The sequence below is a fragment of the Amycolatopsis sp. NPDC104863 genome (assembly GCF_055582965.1).
Genome location: NZ_JBVJOW010000005.1, coordinates 671,329 through 692,091 on the forward strand (window position 1 = coordinate 671,329; position 20,763 = coordinate 692,091).

Sequence of the window (20,763 nt, forward strand, 5' to 3'; positions counted from 1 at the left end):
GGGGAGACCCCCGGGGGGGGGCCCCCCCCCCCCCCCCCCCCCCGGCGCCGGGTCTTACGCGATCGGCCGGTCCGTCGGCGCGATCGGCCGGGGCAGGAAGTCGCGCCCGGTCAGGTAGGCGTCGACGCCGGCCGCGGCGCTGCGGCCCTCCGCGATCGCCCAGACGATCAGGGACTGGCCGCGGCCCATGTCACCGGCCACGAACACGTTGTCCAGGCTCGTCTTGAACGCCTTGTCGCGGGCGACGTTGCCGCGCGGGTCCAGCTCGACGCCCAGGTCTTCGACCAGGCCCTTCTTCTGCGGCCCGAGGAAGCCCATCGCCAGCAGGACGAGCTGCGCGGGCAGCTCGCGTTCCGAACCGGGCACCGGGACGAACTTGCCGCCCTCGTTGCGCACCTCGACCAGCTTCAGCGCACGCACGCGGCCGGCGTCGTCACCCAGGAACTCCTGCGTGTTCACCGCGTACATCCGCTCGCCGCCCTCTTCGTGCGCCGAGGACACCCGGTAGATCATCGGGTAGGTCGGCCACGGGTGGGCGTCCGAACGGGCCTGGGGCGGCTTCGGCATGATCTCCAGCTGCGTCACCGAACGCGCACCCTGGCGGTGGGACGTCCCGACGCAGTCCGCGCCGGTGTCGCCGCCGCCGATCACGACGACGTCGAGCCCGGCGGCGTCGAACGGCGACGCGTCGAGGTCACCCGACGCGACCCGGTTCGCCGGCGGGAGGAACTCCATCGCCTGGTGGATGCCGTCCAGCTCGCGGCCAGGGATCGGCAGGTCGCGCCAGTCGGTCGCGCCGCCCGCCAGCACCACGGCGTCGTACGACGACCGCAGCTCGTCGGCCGAGAGGTCCACCCCGACGTTCACCGAGGTCCGGAACTCCGTGCCCTCCGCGCGCATCTGGTCGAGGCGCCGGTCGAGCCGCTGCTTCTCCATCTTGAACTCGGGGATGCCGAAGCGCAGCAGCCCGCCGATCTTGTCGGCCCGCTCGAGGACCACGACGCTGTGGCCCGCGCGCGTGAGCTGCTGCGCCGCGGCGAGTCCCGACGGGCCGGAGCCCACGACCGCGACCTTCTTGCCCGTCTTCGCGGTGGGCGGCTGCGGCGTGATCCAGCCCTCTTCGAAGGCGCGGTCGACGATGGAGATCTCGACCCGCTTGATCGTCACCGGGTCGTCGTTGATCCCGAGCACGCACGCGGTTTCGCACGGCGCCGGGCACAGCGTGCCGGTGAACTCCGGGAAGTTGTTGGTCGCGTGCAGCCGGTCGATGGCCTGCTGCCAGTCTTCCCGCCACACCAGCGTGTTCCACTCCGGGATGAGGTTCCCGAGCGGGCAGCCCTGGTGGCAGAACGGGATGCCGCAGTCCATGCAGCGGCCGGCCTGCTTCTCCAGCTTCGTGGTCGCGAAGTCCTCGTAGACCTCGCGCCAGTCCATCAGCCGGAGGTCGACCGGACGGCGCTTCGGCTCTTCGCGGGTGGTGGTCAGAAAGCCCTTGGGGTCAGCCATGTGCGGCCTCCATGATCGCCTCGTTCACGTCGCGCCCGTCGCGTTCGGCCTGCACCTGGGCCTCGAGCACACGCTTGTAGTCCTTGGGCATGACCTTCCCGAAGCGGTCGACACCCGCGTCCCAGTCGGCCAGCAGCTCCCGCGCGACGGCGGATTCCGTTTCGTCGTAGTGCTTTTCGAGCGTCTCGCGGAGGAAGTCCGCGTCCTCGGAGTCGAGCGGGTCGATGTCGACCATCTCCGGGTTGACGCGGTGCGCGGGCAGGTCGAGCACGTAGGCGATGCCGCCGGACATGCCGGCCGCGAAGTTGCGCCCGACCGGCCCGAGCACGACCATCCGGCCGCCGGTCATGTACTCGCCGCCGTGGTCGCCGACGCCTTCGACGACGGCCAGCGCGCCGGAGTTGCGCACGCAGAACCGCTCGCCGACCTTGCCGCGGATGAAGATCTCGCCGCTGGTCGCGCCGTAGGCGATCACGTTGCCGGCGATGATGTGGTCCTCGGCGGCGATCCGCGCCTCCTTCGGCGGACGCACGATCAGCCGGCCGCCGGAGAGGCCCTTGCCGACGTAGTCGTTGCCGTCGCCGTAGAGCCGCAGCGTGATGCCCTTCGGGAGGAACGCGCCGAACGACTGGCCCGCGGTCCCGGTGAAGGTGACGTCGATGGTGTCGTCGGGCAGGCCTTCGCCGCCCCACTTCTTCGTCAGCTCGGACCCGAGCATCGTGCCGACGGTCCGGTTCACGTTGCGGACGGGCAGTTCCAGCCGCACCTTGTCACCCGAGTTCAACGCGCCCTCGGCCAGCTGGATCAGCGTGTTGTCGAGCGCCTTCTCGAGCCCGTGGTCCTGCTGCGTCTGCTGCAGCCGCAGGCCGGCCGGGGCCATCTCGGGCACGTGGAAGATCGGCGTCAGGTCGAGCCCGGCCGCCTTCCAGTGGTCGACGGCCTTGCGCTTGTCGAGGAACTCGGCGTGGCCCACGGCCTCGGCGATCGACCGGAAACCCAGCTCCGCCAGGTACTCGCGCACTTCCTGGGCGATGAACTCGAAGAAGTTGACGACGTATTCGGCCTTGCCGCTGAACTTCTCGCGCAGCTTCGGGTTCTGCGTCGCGACGCCGACGGGGCACGTGTCGAGGTGGCAGACGCGCATCATGATGCAGCCGGACACCACCAGCGGCGCGGTCGCGAAGCCGAACTCCTCGGCGCCGAGCAGCGCCGCGACGATGACGTCGCGGCCGGTCTTGAGCTGGCCGTCGGTCTGCACCACGATCCGGTCGCGCAGCCGGTTGGCCAGCAGCGTCTGCTGCGTCTCGGCCAGGCCCAGCTCCCACGGGCCGCCGGCGTGCTTGATGGACGACAGCGGCGACGCGCCCGTCCCGCCGTCGTGGCCCGAGATGAGCACGACGTCCGCGTGCGCCTTGGACACACCCGCCGCGACCGTGCCGACGCCGACCTCGGACACGAGCTTCACGTGGATGCGCGCGCGGGGGTTGGCGTTCTTCAGGTCGTGGATCAGCTGGGCGAGGTCTTCGATCGAGTAGATGTCGTGGTGCGGCGGCGGGGAGATGAGGCCGACGCCCGGTGTCGAGTACCGCGTCTTCGCGATCCACGGGTAGACCTTCGCGCCGGGCAGCTGCCCGCCTTCGCCGGGCTTCGCGCCCTGCGCCATCTTGATCTGGATGTCGTCGGCGTTGACGAGGTACTCGCTCGTGACGCCGAAGCGGCCCGACGCGACCTGCTTCACGGCACTGCGCCGCTCGGGGTCGTACAAGCGCTCCGCGTCTTCGCCGCCCTCGCCGGTGTTGGACTTCCCGCCGAGGCGGTTCATCGCGATGGCGAGGGTCTGGTGCATCTCCATCGAGATCGAGCCGTAGGAGATCGCGCCGGTGGCGAACCGCTTGACGATCTCGGAGACCGGTTCGACCTCGTCGATCGGCACCGGCGCGCGCTTGCCGTACTTGAAGTCGAACAGCCCGCGCAGCGTCAGCAGCTTCTCGGCCTGGTCGTCGACGGCCTTCGTGTACTCCTTGAAGACCTCGTACTTCCCGGAGCGCGTGGAGTGCTGGAGCTTGAACACCGTCTGCGGGTTGAACAGGTGCGGCTCGCCTTCGCGGCGCCACTGGTAGTCCGCGCCGGTCTCGAGCTCGCGGTGCGTGGCGCGGACGCCGTCGGCCGGGAAGGCGTACTTGTGCCGCTTCGCGACTTCGTCGGCCAGGGTCTCGAAGCCGACTCCGCCGAGGCGGGACGTCGTGCCGGTGAAGCAGTTCTCGACGACGTCCTCGCCGAGCCCGACGGCCTCGAAGATCTGCGCGCCGGTGTAGGACGCGACGGTCGAGACGCCCATCTTGGACATCGTCTTCCGGACACCCTTGCCGAGCGCCTTGATCAGGTTGTGCGTCGCTTCCTTCGGCGTGACGCCCGGAATCAGGCCTTGGTGGGCCATCTCCTCGACGGTCGCCATCGCCAGGTACGGGTTCACCGCGGCGACGCCGTAACCGATGAGCAGCGCGATGTGGTGCACCTCGCGCGCGTCGCCGGCCTCGACGATCAGGCCGACCTGCGTGCGCGTCTTCTCGCGGACGAGGTGGTGGTGCACCGCGCCGGTCAGCAGCAGCGAGGGGATCGGCGCGTGGTCTTCGTCGACCCCGCGGTCGGACAGCACGATGAGCCGCGCACCGTCCTCGATGGCCTCCGACACCTCGGCGCGGATCTCGTCGAGCCGCTGGACCAGCGCCTCACCGCCGCCGTGGACGTTGTACCGGCCGAGCACGGTGACGGCCTGGAACTCCGGCAGGTCACCGTCGTCGTTGACGTGCACCAGCTTGGCGAGCTGGTCGTTGTCGAGCACCGGGAACGGCAGGGTGATCCGGCGGCAGGACGCCGCGTTGCCGACGAGCAGGTTCGGCTCGGCGCCGATCTGCGTGCCGAGCGCCGTGACGAGCTCCTCGCGGATCGCGTCCAGCGGCGGGTTCGTGACCTGCGCGAACAGCTGGATGAAGTAGTCGAAGAGCAGCCGCGGGCGGCTCGAGAGCGTCGCGAGCGGCGAGTCGTTGCCCATCGAGCCGATCGGCTCCGCGCCGGTGCGGGCCATCGGCTCGAGGATGGCTTCGAGCTCTTCCTCGGTGTAGCCGAACGCCTGCTGGCGGCGCACGAGCGCGGCGTGCAGCGGCACCTCGCGGTCGCGCTCGGGCAGGTCCTCCAGGTGCACCAGGCCGGCCTCGACCCACTCGTCGTACGGGTGCTCGGTGGCCAGCTCGGTCTTGATCTCCTCGTCCTCGACGATCCGGCCCTCGGCGGTGTCCACGAGGAACATCCGGCCGGGCTCGAGACGTCCCTTGCGGACGATCGTCGCCGGGTCGATGTCGAGCACGCCGACCTCGGAGGCGAGCACGACGAGGCCGTCGTCGGTCACCCAGTAGCGGCCGGGGCGCAGGCCGTTGCGGTCGAGCACCGCGCCGATCTGGCTGCCGTCGGTGAAGGCGACCAGCGCCGGGCCGTCCCACGGCTCCATGAGCGTCGAGTGGAACTCGTAGAACGCGCGCCGCGCCGGGTCCATCTCCTGGTGGTTCTCCCAGGCCTCCGGGATCATCATCAGGACGGCGTGGGGCAGCGGGCGGCCGCCGAGGTGGAGCAGCTCCAGGACCTCGTCGAAGGACGCCGAGTCGCTGGCGCCGCGGGTGATCACCGGGTAGATGCGCTTGAGGTCACCCGGGACCAGGTCGGTCTCCAGCAGCGCCTCGCGGGCGTCCATCCAGTTGCGGTTGCCGCGCAGGGTGTTGATCTCGCCGTTGTGCGCGACGTACCGGTACGGGTGCGCCAGCGGCCACGACGGGAAGGTGTTGGTGGAGAAGCGGGAGTGCACCAGGCCGATGGCGCTGGTGACGCGCTCGTCGGTCAGGTCGGCGAAGAACCGCTCGACCTGGGGCTCGGTGAGCATTCCCTTGTAGACGATCGTGCGCGAGGACAGCGACGGGAAGTACACGTCGTCGTCGACGAGCTCGTGCTCCGCGCGCTTGCGGACGCAGAAGGCGCTGCGCTCGATGTGCAGCGGGTCCGAATGCTCCGGCTTCGGGCGGCGCGCGGCGAGGAACAGCTGCGTGAAGTGCGGCATGGTCTCGGCCGCGGTCGGCCCGCAGTGCTCGGTGTGCACCGGCAGCTCGCGCCAGCCGAGCACCCGCATGTCCTCTTCGGCGGCGATGCGCTCGATGGTCGTCATCGCGCGGCCGCGGCGCTTTTCGTCCTGCGGCAGGAAAGCCGTGCCGACGGCGTAGGTGCCCGGCTCGGGCAGTTCGAAGTCCACGACCTCGCGGTAGAACTCGTCGGGGATCTGGATCAGCAGCCCGGCGCCGTCGCCGGTGTCCGGTTCGGCGCCCCGCGCCCCGCGATGTTCCAGGTTGCGCAACGCGACCAGGGCTTTCGCGACGATCGCGTGGTCTCGTCGGCCGGTCAGATCGGCGACGAAGGCGACCCCGCAGGCGTCGTGTTCGTACTCGCTGCGGTAAAGGCCCTGGGCCTCGGCGTTGCTGAGCTGCTCCCCGGACGGGGGCAGGGAACTGGCACGGTGGGTCACGGCTGGCCGCCTCCCAAGGCGTTGGCGCGACCGGTACTCACTCCATCAGGTGGTTCGAGCTGAACCGGTTAACGAAGTGGTCCGGTACCGCGATGGTCAGTCGAGAACAGTTGCTGTTGTCGGCGTTGTCAGAGTGCAAGATGCCGCGAAGCGTCGGCCGGGCTTCGATGCTCGGAAACCGGACGCGGGTCATCTGGGAGGCCGCACAACGCTGGGCAGCCGAACGTGTCGGTCCTGCTGTGCGCGCACAGGCCGGCCACTGTGGTGGGGGTCAGCCGGAACGCGCGGTGTTACTCCCGGGTTCGCCGGGTCTTATGACGATAGTGTGAATTCGCTGTTATCGACATACGTCGTTGTCCCCGGGTGGGAAATGCCACGCTTACGTTGACGGCACCCAGGGTAGTCCCATATGCCGGGCTGTCGCTCCCACGTGTCGACCGTTTATGGTCCTGACCTGCGGAAACGTCCGTCCGAAGTGGTCTGGGGCACGTGTCGTGAGGTCCGCAAGGGGTGAGAAGCTGGGTGCATGGCGGACCCGTCCGATGACTGATCGTTATCTCTCCGTGGCTCGATCCGGGGTCCACGAGGTCGAGATCAAGCGCTCCCGGTTCCTCTGCGCGCTCGCCCCGGCGACGTCGGAAGCGGCCGCGCGCGAGTTCATCGCGGCCCGACGGCGCGCGGAACCGGGCGCCCGGCACCACTGTCACGCGTTCGTGCTCGGCCCGGACGGGCGAACCCGGCGGTCCAGTGACGACGGTGAGCCGGCCGGCACGGCGGGCGTCCCGATGCTGGAAGTCCTCCACCGTCGCTGCCTGACGGACACGGTTGCGGTGGTGTCGCGGTACTTCGGGGGAGTGCTGTTGGGGGCGGGCGGGCTCATCCGCGCGTACGGCCAGTCCGTTTCGGACGCACTGGAAGTGGTTGGTGTACTAGAACACAGGCGTCTCAGTCTGGTCGAAGTGGCGGTGAGCTACGACCGCGCGGGCCGGCTGGAGAACGACTTGCGCGCGTCGCCGTATCTCGTGCACGGGACGCGCTTCGACGAGCTGGCCCGCTTCGAGATCGGCCTGGCGCCGGGCGAGGCCCCGGCTTTCGAGAGCTGGCTGGCGGACCTGACCAACGGCGAAGCCACCACAACGGAACTCGGCGAAACCTGGGTGGCCTCCCGCCCCTGACCCGTGTCGACCCCTCAATCACGCGTGTCGACTCCCCAGTCACGCGTGTCGACCCCTCCCGCACACGCACCATGTGCCTGAACGGACGACACGCGTGCTTGAACGGACGACACGCGTGACTGGAGGGACGACACGAAGTCCGGGTCGGCAGAACCCCGGGTCTGCAGCCCGTGATCCGGGCCGTAACCCGCGTGACCGGACCCGTAACCCGCGTGACCGGACCCGGAACTCGCGTGGCTGGGGCCGGAACTCGCGTGATTGGAAGCGGAACTCGCGAGTTACGGCTCCAATCACGCGAGATCCGGCGCGGATCACGCGGGATCCGGCTGGGGTCACGTGGGTTGCGGGTCTGGGGACGTGAGATACGGGGTGGGGTGGGTGGTCCACGGGGGTTGAGTGGTCCGGTCGTGGATCGCTTGGCGCACAACGGACTTTTGGTGCTATCGCGACCGGCCCCCGCCGTGGCACCATGTCGTGCCACCGAGTTCCGGTACCACCTCGATCGCCACGACGTTGTCGGCGCACTGTGCGTGCTGACAACGTTGTCACTCGTCCGACAACGTTGTCGCGCGGCGGAAGAAGCGTGCGACAGGGAGGAAGGTTCCATGTCCAGGCTGAAGAGACGCGCGGTGCTGCTCGCCGCGGTTCTCGTCGGGGCGGGGCTCGCCGCGCTGCCCGTCACCCCCGCCGGCGCGGCGACGCTTGCCCTCACGCAGTACGTGAATCCCTTCATCGGCACGGACAACAGCAACTCGCCGAACCCCGTGCCCGGCGGCGCCGGCGGCAGCACCTACCCGGGCGCCGCCGTGCCGTTCGGGATGGTGCAGTTCAGCCCGGACACCCCGACCGGGTCGCCGTCCGGGTACCGCTACAGCGACACCAGCATCGAAGAGTTCAGCCTCACCCACTTCAACGGCGCGGGCTGCCCCAACAACGAAGACCTCGGCCTGCTGCCGATCACCGGCGCGATCGGGACGTCGCCGGGCACCGGCTGGACCGGGTACGCCGGCCGCTACACGAAGGCCAACGAGTCGGCCGCGCCCGGCTACTACAAGAACAAGCTCGACAACTACAACACCACCGTCGAACTGTCCGCCACCCAGCGCTCCGGGTCGATGAAGCTGACCTACCCGAACACGACGTCCGCGCGCCTGCTCGTCAACCCCGGCCGCAGCGCGACCGGCAACCGCAACGGATCGGTCAGCATCAGCGGCAGCCAGCTCACCGGTTCGGCGACCGGCGGCGGGTTCTGCGGTTCGTCGAAGACCTACCAGATCTTCTACGTCATCCAGTTCGACCGCGCGCCCAGCGGGTTCGGCACCTGGCTCGGCGGCACGGTCAACGCCGGGTCCGCGAGCACCAACGGGACGAACGCCGGCGGCTACGTCACCTTCGACACTTCGGGCAACACCACGGTGCAGGCGAAGATCGGCATTTCGTTCGTCAGCCTGGCCAACGCGCAGGCGAACCTCGCCGCCGAGCAACCCGGCTTCGACTTCGCCGGGACGCGCGCCGCGGCCGACACGAGCTGGAACACCATCCTCAACCGCGTCCAGGTGGGCAGTGGGACAGCGGCGGACCTCCAGAAGTTCTACACGGCGCTCTACCACGTCTTCCAGAACCCGAACATCGCCAGCGACACGAACGGCCAGTACCGCGGGTTCGACCAGGCGATCCACACCGCGTCGCACACGGTCTACCAGAACTACTCCGGCTGGGACATCTACCGCTCGTGGGCCGCGCTGATCGGGCTCGTCGCGCCCAACGAAGCCGGCGACATCGCGAAGTCGATGGTGCTGGACGGCCAGCAGGGCGGGCTGCTGCCCAAGTGGTCGCACAACAACAACGAGCACTTCGTGATGACCGGTGACCCCGGCCCGATCGTCGTCGGCAGCATGTACGCCTTCGGCGTCCGCGGCTTCGACACCGCGGCGGCGCTCACCTTGATGGACAAGAGCTCCAACGGCGGCACCGCGCAGGGCCAGGCGATCCGCGGCCGCCAGTCCGGCTACACCAGCCGGCACTACATCACCGAAGACCCGTCGGACTCGCTCGAGTACTCGGCGTCGGACTTCGCGGTGGCGCAGTTCGCGAAGTCCGTTGGTGACACGGCGAAGTACAACACTTACATGCAGCGTGCCCAGTGGTGGCAGAACGTGTTCGGCACCGACTCCGGATACATCCAGCCGCGCGGCAGCACCGGCAACTGGGCCTGGCCGGTCGTGCCGTCGAGCAACAGCGGGTACACCGAAGGCAACCCGTCGCAGTACACCTGGATGGTGCCCTACAACTACCAGGGCCTGATCAACCTGATGGGCGGGCGCAAGACCGCCGTCCAGCGGCTCGACCACCACTTCACCCAGCTCAACGGCGGCCTCACCCAGCCCTACTTCTACATCGGCAACGAGCCCGAGCACGGCGTGCCGTGGGCGTACAACTACGCCGCCTACCCGCAGGGCACCAGCTCCGCGGTGCGGCGCGTGATGAACGAGTCGTTCACCACCGGCGCGGGTGGCCTGCCCGGCAACGACGACCTCGGCGCGACGTCGGCGTGGTACGTCTTCGCCGCGCTGGGCATGTACCCGGCGACGCCGGGCGCGGACGTCCTGGCGCTGCACGGCCCGCTGTTCTCGTCGGTCTCGATCATCCGCCCGAGCGGCACGATCCAGATCACCGGCACCGGCGCCGGCCAGGGTTCGCAGTACGTGCAGAGCCTCAGCGTCAACGGGACTTCGACGACGAAGTCGTGGATCCGCTACGGCGACATCGCGGGCGCGGCGACGCTGAACTACACGATGGGCTCGTCGCCGAGCGCGTGGGGCACGAACGTGGCGGACGTCCCGCCGTCGTACAACGACGGGTTCACCCCGCCGGCCGCCGCACCGGAGCTCGGCACGAACCTGGCGCAGGGCAAGGCGGCCACCGGCTCGGCGGCGTGCAACTCCGCCGAGGGCGCGGCCAACGCCGTGGACGGCAGCCTGGCGAACAACAGCAAGTTCTGCAGCACCGCCGCCACGAAGTTCCTGCAGGTCGACCTCGGGTCGGCGCAGAACGTGTCGTCGTTCGTGGTCAAGCACGCCGGCCTCGGCGGGGAGACCACGGGCTGGAACACCGGCGCCTTCACGATTCAGACGTCGACCGACGGCTCGAACTGGACGACGGTCGCTTCCGTGAGCGGTTCCCGGGCCAGCCGCACGTACCACCCGATCACCACCCGGTCGGCCCGGTACGTGAAGCTGAACCTGACCACCCCGGCCAACGACGGCAACGGCGCGGCCCGGATCTACGAGTTCGAGGTCTACCGCTGAGCCGTGGGCTCGTGGGTGCCGCGGCGAGCGGCACTCACGAGTCCCGGGCGGCTTCCCATTCGTCGCGGGTGATGGCGTACTCGACCTCGCCGTGCTCGCTGCCCGGCGCGCGCTCGTGCTCCGGGAACTCCTCGAAGTACGTGCGGACGAACCGCATCCCCAGTTTCTCCATCACGCGCCACGAGCGCCGGTTCACCGTCATGGTGAACGCCGTGACGCGCTTGACCCCCAGCTCGGTGAAGCCCTTCATGAGCAGCGCCGCGGACCCTTCGGTGCCGTAGCCCTTGCCCCAGGCCTGCCGGTGCAGCCGGTACCCCAGCTCGGGCTCGTCGACCGGATCGCCGGGCCGCGGCCGGAAATGGAACCATCCCAGGAAATCGCCGGTGCTCTTCTCGACCACGGCCCAGAAGCCGTAACCGGGGAAACGCTCGTAGTAACCGAGGAACGCGGGGAGATCCAGCGTGGCGATCTCGGCGCGGTCCGCGGGCCGGCCCCCATTGAGGTACTTCATCACGGCCGGGTCGTCGTAAAGCTCGAAGAGCGCGTCGACGTCGTTCTCGGTGAACCGGCGGAAGATCAGCCGCTCGGTTTCGAGGAATACCTGCATCGGGTGATGCTGACAGTGACCCCAGTGTGTGGCAACACGATTACGCGGCGAGCGCGTAGACCTCGCCCAGTGCCTGCGACCCGGCTTCGGTGAGCAGCGCGGGCACGAGCTGGCCGCGCTTGCCGTCGCGGGCCGGCGCGATCAGGCCGAGCCGCGCGAGCCGGTGCGCGGTGGACTGGTCGCAGCAGCTCAGGCCGTCGATGAAGAGGTCGGGCTCGCAGCTGCAGCTGATCTCGGCGTGGCCCCCGGCCACGGCTCTCAATGTGGCCCGCTCACGATGGTTCAGTTCGGTGATCATGGCGGCGCCTCCTTCCGTCCCGCTCATTAGACCTCCGGACACCGACATTTTCCCCCTCTCAGCGTGCGAACCCGGGTATTTCAGGGGTGCACGTAGGGGTGCGTGTCGGGTTTTTCCGGGTGATTCCCGGATACCCCTAGCGCAGCGGCTCAAGCGTGGTCTTGCGCACGTGGCGGAAAACGATCGACGTGCGGAAGCCGACGATCTCCCGGCGCAACGCGAGCCGGTCGGTGAGGAATGCGTGCAGGCCGTCGATGTCGCGCGTGGTCACTTCGATCAGGAAATCGTCACTGCCCGCGGTCACGTATACGGAGAGTACTTCCGGCAGTTCGGCGATCGACCGCTGGAAGGAGTCGATGACCGCGCGGCTCAACGGCCGCACCTGCGCGGTGACGAGCGCCCGGACGCCGCGGTTGAGGCTCGCCAGGTCGATGTCGGCGTGGTAGCCGCGGATGACGCCGCGTTCCCGCAGCAGCCGGATCCGCTCCAGGCAGGTCGACGGCGCGATGCCGACCTTCCGGGCGATGTCCCGGTTGGTCTGGCGGGCGTCCTCCTGCAGGTGGCGCACGATCGCCGAATCAAGTTCGTCCAGCACGGGGACCTCCGGTTCGGCGCCGAATTTAGTTCGGCGACAAGTCGACAACGCCGTTCATCACTCTAGCTTCGGTCGGTATGACCGCACATGAACAGCTTGTCGCCCGGCGTGGCCGTCGTTCCGGCGTCACCACGATGGTCGCGATCCACTCGAGCGCCCTCGGCCCGGCCGTCGGCGGCTGCCGGTTCAAGCCCTACGCGACGATCAACCAGGCGGTCGACGACGTCCTCCGCCTGTCGGCCGCCATGACGGCGAAGTGCGCCGTCGCGGGACTCGCCTTCGGGGGCGCCAAGAGCGTCATCGCGCCGGAGCCGGGGCGCGTGCTCTCGCCGGCGGACCGGCGGGACGTCCTGCTGGACCACGCGGACCTCGTCGCCGGGTTCGGCGGCCGCTACCTGGCCGGCCCGGACGTCGGCACCGGCCCGGCGGACATGCTCGTCCTGCGCGAGGTCTCGCCGTACGCGTTCTGCACCCCCGAGTCCGCGGGCGGCACCGGCTCCTCCAGCGGCCCGACCGCCGTCGGGGTGCTCGCCGCCCTGCGGGCCGCCGCGACCGCGGTGTTCGGCTCACCGGACCTGGCCGGCCGGCGGGTGGTCGTGAGCGGTTACGGCTCGGTCGGGGCCCACCTGGCGGCGAGCCTGCACGACGCGGGCGCCGAAGTCGTCGTCTCGGACATCGACCCGGCGAAGCGCGCGGAAGCCGAGGATCAGGGCCTGACCTGGGCCGAGCCGGAGAAAGCGCTCACCCTGACGGCCGATGTCGTCGTCCCGGCCGCCGTCGGCGGGGTCCTGAGCCCCGAGAGCGTGGCCCGGCTCGACACCCCGCTGGTGGTCGGCCCGGCCAACAACCAGCTCACCGACGACGCCGTCGCGGACGACCTGGCCGCCCGCGGTGTCCTGTGGGTCCCGGACTACGTCGCGAGCGCCGGCGGGATCCTGTACACACTCTCGCGCGAAGCGGAGGGCCTGGACCACGAGGCCGCGCTCGGCCGCGTCGAGACGATCGAGAAGACCGTCACGGACCTCCTGCGAGCCGCGAAGGCCGGCACGACCACCCCGCTGCGGGAGGCGGCCGTGCTGGCCGAGCGGCGGCTCACTTCTGGTGCGGCGCCACGTACTCCTTGGCCTCCGGAGCCTCGAACAGCGGCTTGACGTACCGGACGCCGCCCTCGGCGGAGGCGTCCGGGGTGGCCGCGTAGACCTGGCGCGTCGCCGGCGTTCCCGGCTTCGAGAAGTCCAGCGCCGCGACCAGATCGTTCGTGCTCGCCGACGTCGTCTGCTTCAGCGCCGCGGCGATGCCGTCACGAGTGAGGTCCTTGTTGTCGCAGGCCTTCTTGAGCACCGCGCCCCAGACTTCGCCGACCGCGTAGCCGTAGGGGACACCGCCGTTCGGCGTCTCCTTGTACGCGGCCTTGTACTTCGTCGCGACCTCCTTGGCCTTGGGCAGGTCCGCGGAAAACGGCACGCTGCTGGCGACGATCGTCAGCTTGTCCAGCGCGCTCGCCGCGGGACTCTTCAGCAGCGCCGGGTCGAACGTCGGGTTGTTGCCCAGCACCGGCACGTTGAGCCCGAGCGCCTTGTTCGCCGCGACGGCGGACCCGGTCTGGGCGGGTGTCGTGGTCAGCGCGATCACCTTGACCCCGGCGCCCTTGAGCCCGGTGACGACGTTGGTCAGGTCGCTGTCGGTCGAGGTGATCTTCACTTCCTTGACCGTCAGGTTGTGCTTCTTCGCGAAGAACTGCGAGCCGCGCAGGCCGTTCTTGCCGTATTCGCCGTCGATGTAGACGTGCGCGATCGTGTCGCCGTCCTTGAGCAGGCCCTGCTCCTGCAGGTACGCGAGGCCGTCGATCATCTCCAGGTCGTAGGTGGTGCCGACGATCATCACGTACGGGTTGTCCAGCAGCTCGGACGACCACGACGCGGGCGCGGCGACGGTCTTGTCGGTGGCCAGGTTCTGCTTCAGCGCGGCCACCACCGGCGAGCCGAGCAGCTGGACGAACCCGAGCACCTTCGGCTCGATCTGCGGGTACAGCGTCTTCGCCGTGTCGGCCTTGTAACCGTGGTCGACCTCTTCGAGCTTCACCTGCCGGCCGCAGACGCCGCCGGCGGCGTTGAAGTCCTTGGCCCACAGCTCGTTGCCCTGCGTGATGCCGAGGCCGAGGTTCTTGAAGACGCCGGACTTGTCGGTCATCACGCCGAGCGTCAGCTCGGTGGCGGTCACCCCGTCACCGGTCTTGACGCCGGAGCTGTCCGGGCCCGACGAACCCGAGCTGCCCGCTTTCGTGCTGCACGCCGAGAGCGCCAGGACGGCCGTCAGCGCCGCCGCCAGGTGTGTGCGTTTCATGGTTCCTCCGCGGGTTGACTGGGTTGACGGCGAACACGGGTGAGGCGGCGGCCGATCGCGGCGAGGCCGCCCGGCTCGAAGAGCACGACGAGGATGATCGCGGCGCCGTAGACGAACGAGCTGACCAGGACCGGGGTCAGCGCGCCGTCGCCGGTGCCGGCGAACCAGCCCAGGTCGGCCGAGTACAGGGCGAGGACCTGCGGCAGGCCGTTGACGATCAGCGCGCCGACCAGCGCGCCGGGCACCGAGCCGAGCCCGCCGATGATGACCATCGCGAGGAAGGCGATGGACACGTTGATGCCATAGGTGCCGAACTCGCTCTCGTCCGGCTTGAGGATGTCGAACCACAGCACGGTCATCGCGCCGGCGAGGCCGCCGTAGGCCGAGGAGACGGCGAACGCGCCCGCCTTGGCGCGCAGCACGCTGACACCCATCACCGCGGCCGCGGCCTCGTTGTCGCGCACGGCCCGCCACGACCGCCCGACCCGGCCGCGGACCGCACCACGGGCGACCACGAACGCCAGCACGGTGAGCAGCAGGAACAGGTACCAGGTGCGTTCGGCCTGCCGGATCGGCACGCCGAGCAGGGAGATCTCGGGCCCGTCGTTGGTGAAGGGGAAGCCGAACAGCGAGAACGGCGCCGGCGCGCGCCCGGTGGACGTCCCGCCGGTCAGCTCCTCGGCCGACTGTCCGAAGTAGAGGCCCAGGAACACCAGCGCCAGGGACGCGACGCCGAGGTAGATCCCGCGCAGGCGGCCGGCCACCGGCGCGAACGCCAGGCCCAGCAGCGCCGAGACGACGACCGCGCCGACCAGCGCCAGGCCGGGGTCGAGGCCGAAGCCGATGACGCGGTCGTCGCCGGTCGGTCCGGAGAGGACGGTGTACGCCGTGCCGCCGGCGAGCAGGAAGAACGCGTGGGCCAGGGAAAGCTGCCCGGCCTGGCCGACCACCAGGGTCAGCCCGATCGCGCCGACCCCGCCGATCATCATGTACTGCCCGGCCTTCAGCCAGGCCGCGTCGAGGTAGAGCGGCAGGGCGAGCAGGACGACCAGGAGCGCGAGCCACGCGACCGTGCGCACCGGCTTCCCCAGGTCGCGGCGCGGCCGGGCCGGTTCCGCGGCCTCGGGTGGAGCGTCCACTTCGGACACGGCGCTGTCAGACACGGGTTCGCTCCCTCGTGCCGAACAGCCCCGACGGCCGCACCACCAGGACCACCAGCATCACCAGGAACACCGCGCTCTTCGAGAAGTCGAACGAGACGTACTGCGCGGAGAGCGCTTCCACGAGCCCCACGACGAGGCCGCCGACCACCGCGCCCGCCGTCGAGTCGAGGCCGCCGAGGATGGCCGCGGGGAACGCGGCCAGCGCGATCGAATGCGTCCCGCGCGAAAGCCCGGCGCCGGAGAAGTCCTGCGTCGCGATGAACAGCACCGCCACCCCGGCCAGCAGCCCGGCGACCAGCCACGCCGTCGCGGTGACGCGGGAGCTGCGGATGCCCATCAGCGCGGCGGCCTCGCGGTTCTCCGCCTGCGCCCGCATCGCCACGCCCCAGTTCGAGTACTTGAAGGCCAGCCAGAACGCCGTGATGAGCACCGCGGCCACACCGAGGGCGACCAGGTGTGTGCGGAACAGCGTGATCCCGCCGACCTGGAACGGCTGCGCGTCCCAGGCCCCGCCGAGGAAGGGGAGCGTGACGCCGAGCCGGCGCACGATCTCTTCGGTGACGATCACGTCGACGCCGATGGTCAGCAGGGCCAGGCTGTTCGCGTCGGCGTGCCGGGAGCGGGACAGCAGCAGGCGTTCCACGACCAGGCCGAGCAGCCCGGCCGAGACGATGCCGACCAGCGACGCGCCCACCCAGCCGAGCGCGTCGCGCGTCACGACCACGAGGTAACCGCCGAAGAGCACGAGCGAGCCGTGCGCGAAGTTGACCACTTCCGTGGCCTTGAAGATGATGACGAACCCCAGCGCGAGCAGCGCGAACACCGCGCCCTTGCCGAGGCCGTTCACCACGAGCTGCAGAAAGGTGTTCACGCCGCCTCCGTGCCCAGGTAGGCCTTGATGACGTCCGGGTCGGACTGGACCTGCGCCGGGGTGCCGTCGGCGATCCGGCGGCCGAAGTCGAGCACCGTGACCCGGTCGGCGATGCCCATGACCAGGCCCATGTCGTGCTCGACGAGCAGGATCGAGATGCCCAGCTCGGCGCGGATCTCGCCGATGGTGCCGGCCAGCTCCGCGGTCTCGCCCGCGTTCATCCCGGCCGCGGGCTCGTCGAGCAGCAGCAGCACCGGCTCGACGGCGAGCGCGCGGGCCAGGTCGACGCGTTTGACGACGCCGTAGGGCAGCGCGCCGACCGGGGTGTCGACAACCGCTTCGAGGCCGAGGAACGCGCAGATCTCCCGCGCGCGTTCGGCGTGTCGCCGTTCGGCCCGGACCGTCCACGGCAGCCGCAGGCCGGCGGCGAGGAACCCGCCGCGGGTCAGCGCGTGCCGGCCGAGCAGGACGTTGTCCAGCACGGTGGAGCCGGGGGACAGGGCGGCGTTCTGGAACGACCGCCCGACCCCGAGGCCCGCGAGCCGGTGCGGCGCGAGCCCGGTCAGGGTGGTGTCACCGAGCTGCACGCGGCCCTCGTCGGCCCGGTAGAGCCCGCTGATCACGTTGAAGCAGCTGGACTTCCCGGCGCCGTTGGGCCCGATCAGCGCGTGCAGCGAGCCGGGGGCGACGGTGAACGAGACGCAGTCGAGCGCGCGGATCCCGCCGAACCGCAGGGAAACGCCCTCGACGCGCAGTTCCGGCGGGGTCATCCGGCCCACCTCGACAGCGTCCGGCCGGCCCGGCGTTCGCGCGCGGTCTCCGCCTCGGCGTCGGCGGTCTCCTGCGACTCGGCGTGCCCGCCCAGGTACAGCCGCTGGACGTCCTGGCTGGCCGCGAGCTCGGCGGCCGTCCCGGCGAGGGCGACCCGGCCCACCTCCAGCACCACGGCGTGCTCGGCGACCCCGAGCGCCATCACGGCGTTCTGCTCCACCAGCACCACGGCGGTGCCCTGGTCGTGGATCTCCCGGACGGTCCGGCCGATCTGCTGGACGACCTTCGGCGCCAGCCCCAGCGACGGCTCGTCGAGCAGCAGCAGCTTCGGCGCGGACATCAGCGCCCGGCCGATGGCCAGCATCTGCTGTTCGCCGCCGGAGAGCAGGCCGGCGCGTTGTTTCGCGCGTTCGGCGAGGACGGGGAAGAGCTCGTCGACGCGCTTGCGGGCGGCGACCCGCTCGGCCGCCGTGCGGGCGCCGATGCCGCCGGCCCGCAGGTTCTCCTCGACGGTCATCCGCGCGAACACCTGCCGTCCCTCCGGCACGCCGACCACGCCGAGCCGGACGATCCGGGCGGGGTCGAGCTTGCCGAGCGCGTGACCGTCGTAGCGGATCTCGCCGCCCGAGATCGCCCCGCGGTGCATGCGGAGCGTGCCCGACACGGCTCTGAGCAAAGTGGACTTCCCGGCGCCGTTGCTGCCGAGCACGGCGAGCACCCCGTCGGCGGAGACGTCGAGGTCGACCCCGTGCAGCGCGGCCGTCGACCGGCCGTACCGCACCCGAAGACCACGCACGGTCAGCACGGACTCTCACCTGAGCGCAAGACGCCTCCTCCACTCGTGTGACGTGAGTCACCGTCAGTGGCGGTCATCCTGCGGTCGGCGAAGGTTCCCCGTCACCCCCACCTGGAGACCCGGCGGGCTACAAAACGGACACGGCGGCCGCCCGCAGCGCAGCCAGGACCTCCGGCGACGTCGTGTGCTCGCCGAGGCGCACGGGCTTGCGGTCACCGTGGAAGTCACTGGACCCCGTGGCGAGCAACCCCAGGCCGGCGGCGACCTCCCGCAGGCGTTCGCGCACCTCCGGCGGCTGCTCGGGGTGGTCGACCTCGATCCCCGCCAGCCCGGCCGAAGCGAGCGTGGCCAGCTGGGCGTCCGAGACCGACGCGCGGCGTTTCACCGAGCGCGGGTGGGCCAGCACCGCCACACCCCCGGCCGCGCGGACCAGCCCGATCGCGTCCGCCGTGGCCAGCACGTGCTTCGGCACGTCGGCGCGGCCGCCGTCGGCGATCCACTCCGGGGTGAACGCGTCGGGGATGCCCGCCGCGGCCAGCGCCGCCGCGATGTGCGGACGCCCGAGCGGCGCGCCCGCGGCGATCGTCTCGACCTGCGCCAGCGTGATCGGCGCGCCCAGCTCGCGGCAGCGTTCGACCATCCGCACCGCGCGGCGGGCGCGGTCGGTGCGGATCAGCTCCAGCTCGGCCGCCAGGCGCTCGTTCCCGGGGTCGACGAAGAGGCCGAGCAGGTGCACCTCGGCGTCGTCGAGCCGGCACGAGATCTCGACCCCCGGGACCACCTCGACGTCGGCGGCCGCGGCCGCCGCCGCCAGGCCGGCCAGGGTGTCGTGGTCGGTCAGCGCGAGCACCGTCAGCCCGGCCTCGGCGGCCAGCCGCGGAAGCGACCCGGGCGGTGTCGTCCCGTCGGAAGCCGTGCTGTGCGTGTGCAGGTCGATGGTCACCCGAGGGACGATCTCACAGCAGCCCGGCCTCGCTGGCCTTGCCGATGGCCTCGACGCGGTTGCGCGCGCCCAGCTTGTGCAGCGCGGACTGCAGGTACGTCTTGACGGTGTTGCGCGCGAGCCCGGTCGACTCCGCGATCTCCGGGTTCGTCTGGCCCTGCGCGGCCAGCCGCAGCACCTCGTACTCCCGGCGGGTCAGGCCGCTGCGGGCCAGCGCGTCCGACCGCTGCCCGGCGTCGGGCAGGATCCGCGGGTCGACGACCCGCTCGCCGCGCAGCACCCGCCGCAGCGCCGCCACCAGGTCCGTGCCCGCGACGTCCTTCAGCAGGCAGCCGTGCGCGCCGGAGTCCAGCGCCGCGAGCACGCCCTGGTGGTCACCGTGGGCGGTGAAGACCACGATCCGCGCCGCCGGGTGCACCCGCCGCAGCTCCGCGATCACCTCCGGCGCGAGCATGTCCGGCAGCCGCAGGTCGAGCAGGATGAGGTCCGGCCGCAGCTGCGCAACCCGCTGGATCGCCGCCCGGCCCGACTCCGCCGACCCCGCCACCGCCAGGCACGGGTCGGAGCGCAGCAGCAGGCTGACGCCGTCGCGGACGACCGGGTGGTCGTCGACGACGAGCACGCTCGCGCGGGTCACGGCCGCACCAGCGGGACCCACGCGCGCAGGGTGCAGCCGTCGTCTTCGTCGCGGACCAGGCTGACCCGGCCGCCGAGCCGCAACGCGCGGCCGGCGAGCGTCCGCAGGCCCATGCCGGTGCCCGGGGCCGCCGCCGACGCGCCGGCGCCGTCGTCCGCGACGACCACCTGGACCCCGTCGTCGCTGGGCAGCAGGCTGACGACCACCGACGTCGCGCGGGCGTGCTTCTCGACGTTGAGCAGCCCTTCGCGGACCGCGGACACGAGCAGCGCGGTCCGTTCGGCGTCCAGCGGCGGCACCGCCGCGAGCTGCACGAACCGGGCCGGGACCCCGCAGCGCGCCTGGAACGAGCGGCAGTGCTCGGCCAGCTCGACCGGCAGCGCCCGCTCCGGGCTGGACTCGGCCAGCGCCAGCAGCGACTCGCGCAGCGCCCCGGCCGCCGCGGAGACGTCCGCCTCCAGCCGGTGCAGCCGCGCTTCCAGGCCGGGGTTGCCGTGCACGTCGGCGTGCAGGTCGCGCACCTGGACGCCGATGGAGAACAGCAGCGCGCCGACGGAGTCGTGCAGCGCGCTCTGCATCCGCAGGCGCTCGCCGGCCACCGCGGCGGTGCGGTCGGTCTCGGCGACCTCCGCCAGCTGCAACGCCGTCCCGGCCTGGCAGGCGACCTCTTCCATCCGCCGGACGGCGTCGTCACCGAAGTCGGCGGGCTCGCGCATGGCCGCGTATGCGATGGCGACGGTCTCGCCGCGCGCGACGATCGGGACGGCGAGCAGCGCGGCCAGGCCCTCCCCGCGCACCTGGGCGTCGAAGTGGTGGGTGATCGTGGACGCGCTGACGTAGTCGGTGACCCGGACCGGCCGGCCCAGCGCCAGCACCCGCCCGCCGACACCCCGGCCGGTCGGCACTTCGAGGTCCTGCAGCGCGTCGGTGCGGTTGCCGGACATCCAGCGGATCACGGCGAGCCCCGGCTCGGTGAGCTCGCCGACGAACCCGGCCTTCGCGCCGACCGTCTCGCGGATCAGGCGCGCGGTCCCGTGCAGCGCGGCGACGCGGTCGAGCGTGCCGAGCAGCTTCTCGCGCTCGCGCAGCAGCTCGCCCAGCACCGCGCCGTACTCGGCGACGTGCTCCTTTGCCGTCACGCGCCCACGATCGCACACGGAGTGTGGTTCCGGACATACCCGGCTGG

16 protein-coding genes are annotated in these 20,763 nt (G+C 71.0%); 3 read left to right on the forward strand and 13 right to left on the reverse strand.

Annotated elements, in window-relative coordinates; translation table 11 throughout:
* Positions 1–54: 54 nt before the first annotated feature.
* Positions 55–1,506, reverse strand: coding sequence for a glutamate synthase subunit beta (locus tag ACZ63J_RS30005; protein WP_465401189.1), 1,452 nt, complete (start codon positions 1,504–1,506; stop codon positions 55–57).
* Positions 1,499–6,070, reverse strand: coding sequence for a glutamate synthase large subunit (gene gltB / locus ACZ63J_RS30010; protein ID WP_465401190.1), 4,572 nt, complete (start codon positions 6,068–6,070; stop codon positions 1,499–1,501). The genes ACZ63J_RS30005 and gltB overlap by 8 nt, the downstream gene beginning before the upstream one ends.
* Before the next feature lie 542 nt (positions 6,071–6,612).
* Here gltB and ACZ63J_RS30015 point away from each other — a divergent pair.
* Together ACZ63J_RS30015 and ACZ63J_RS30020 are read left to right on the forward strand one after the other, a co-directional pair.
* Positions 6,613–7,245 carry a YigZ family protein gene (locus tag ACZ63J_RS30015; protein ID WP_465401191.1) on the forward strand — a complete coding sequence of 211 codons (633 nt, stop codon included), beginning with the start codon at positions 6,613–6,615 and terminating at the stop codon, positions 7,243–7,245.
* A gap of 605 nt (positions 7,246–7,850) precedes the next feature.
* Positions 7,851–10,553, forward strand: coding sequence for a GH92 family glycosyl hydrolase (locus ACZ63J_RS30020; protein ID WP_465401192.1), 2,703 nt, complete (start codon positions 7,851–7,853; stop codon positions 10,551–10,553).
* A 34-nt stretch (positions 10,554–10,587) separates the two neighbouring features.
* Here the strand turns inward: ACZ63J_RS30020 and ACZ63J_RS30025 are convergent, their stop codons facing one another.
* The 3 genes from ACZ63J_RS30025 to ACZ63J_RS30035 all read right to left on the reverse strand — a co-directional run bounded on the left by ACZ63J_RS30025 (position 10,588) and on the right by ACZ63J_RS30035 (position 12,050).
* The gene (locus tag ACZ63J_RS30025) at positions 10,588–11,160 is read right to left on the reverse strand and encodes a GNAT family N-acetyltransferase (protein ID WP_465401193.1); all 573 of its coding nucleotides are present in this window, start codon (positions 11,158–11,160) and stop codon (positions 10,588–10,590) included.
* 40 nt (positions 11,161–11,200) lie between these two features.
* Positions 11,201–11,458, reverse strand: a complete 258-nt coding sequence (locus ACZ63J_RS30030; RefSeq protein WP_465340791.1) for a hypothetical protein — start codon at positions 11,456–11,458, stop codon at positions 11,201–11,203.
* 136 nt (positions 11,459–11,594) lie between these two features.
* Positions 11,595–12,050 carry an Lrp/AsnC family transcriptional regulator gene (locus ACZ63J_RS30035; RefSeq protein WP_465340940.1) on the reverse strand — a complete coding sequence of 152 codons (456 nt, stop codon included), beginning with the start codon at positions 12,048–12,050 and terminating at the stop codon, positions 11,595–11,597.
* A gap of 80 nt (positions 12,051–12,130) precedes the next feature.
* Here ACZ63J_RS30035 and ACZ63J_RS30040 point away from each other — a divergent pair, with 80 nt between their 5' ends.
* A complete protein-coding gene (locus ACZ63J_RS30040) occupies positions 12,131–13,204 on the forward strand; it encodes a Glu/Leu/Phe/Val dehydrogenase dimerization domain-containing protein (protein ID WP_465401194.1) in 1,074 nt (357 codons plus the stop codon).
* On the opposite strand, the gene ACZ63J_RS30045 is transcribed toward ACZ63J_RS30040, so the two are convergent.
* The 8 genes from ACZ63J_RS30045 to ACZ63J_RS30080 all read right to left on the reverse strand — a co-directional run bounded on the left by ACZ63J_RS30045 (position 13,146) and on the right by ACZ63J_RS30080 (position 20,716).
* Positions 13,146–14,396, reverse strand: coding sequence for an ABC transporter substrate-binding protein (locus tag ACZ63J_RS30045; RefSeq protein WP_465401195.1), 1,251 nt, complete (start codon positions 14,394–14,396; stop codon positions 13,146–13,148). The two genes, ACZ63J_RS30040 and ACZ63J_RS30045, sit on opposite strands and share 59 nt — an antisense overlap.
* A complete protein-coding gene (locus tag ACZ63J_RS30050) occupies positions 14,393–15,559 on the reverse strand; it encodes a branched-chain amino acid ABC transporter permease (RefSeq protein ID WP_465401196.1) in 1,167 nt (388 codons plus the stop codon). Before ACZ63J_RS30050 ends, ACZ63J_RS30045 begins: the two co-directional genes overlap by 4 nt.
* Positions 15,552–16,430, reverse strand: coding sequence for a branched-chain amino acid ABC transporter permease (locus ACZ63J_RS30055; protein ID WP_465401197.1), 879 nt, complete (start codon positions 16,428–16,430; stop codon positions 15,552–15,554). Before ACZ63J_RS30055 ends, ACZ63J_RS30050 begins: the two co-directional genes overlap by 8 nt.
* Positions 16,427–17,200 (reverse strand): ABC transporter ATP-binding protein, encoded by a 774-nt coding sequence (locus tag ACZ63J_RS30060; protein WP_465401198.1) that lies wholly within the window; start codon positions 17,198–17,200, stop codon positions 16,427–16,429. Before ACZ63J_RS30060 ends, ACZ63J_RS30055 begins: the two co-directional genes overlap by 4 nt.
* Positions 17,197–18,006 carry an ABC transporter ATP-binding protein gene (locus tag ACZ63J_RS30065; protein WP_465401199.1) on the reverse strand — a complete coding sequence of 270 codons (810 nt, stop codon included), beginning with the start codon at positions 18,004–18,006 and terminating at the stop codon, positions 17,197–17,199. The genes ACZ63J_RS30060 and ACZ63J_RS30065 overlap by 4 nt, the downstream gene beginning before the upstream one ends.
* Before the next feature lie 118 nt (positions 18,007–18,124).
* A complete protein-coding gene (locus tag ACZ63J_RS30070; RefSeq protein WP_465401200.1) occupies positions 18,125–18,940 on the reverse strand; it encodes a PHP domain-containing protein in 816 nt (271 codons plus the stop codon).
* A 13-nt stretch (positions 18,941–18,953) separates the two neighbouring features.
* Positions 18,954–19,577, reverse strand: coding sequence for a response regulator (locus ACZ63J_RS30075; RefSeq protein ID WP_465401201.1), 624 nt, complete (start codon positions 19,575–19,577; stop codon positions 18,954–18,956).
* Positions 19,574–20,716 carry a GAF domain-containing sensor histidine kinase gene (locus ACZ63J_RS30080; protein WP_465401202.1) on the reverse strand — a complete coding sequence of 381 codons (1,143 nt, stop codon included), beginning with the start codon at positions 20,714–20,716 and terminating at the stop codon, positions 19,574–19,576. The genes ACZ63J_RS30075 and ACZ63J_RS30080 overlap by 4 nt, the downstream gene beginning before the upstream one ends.
* Positions 20,717–20,763: the final 47 nt, after the last annotated feature.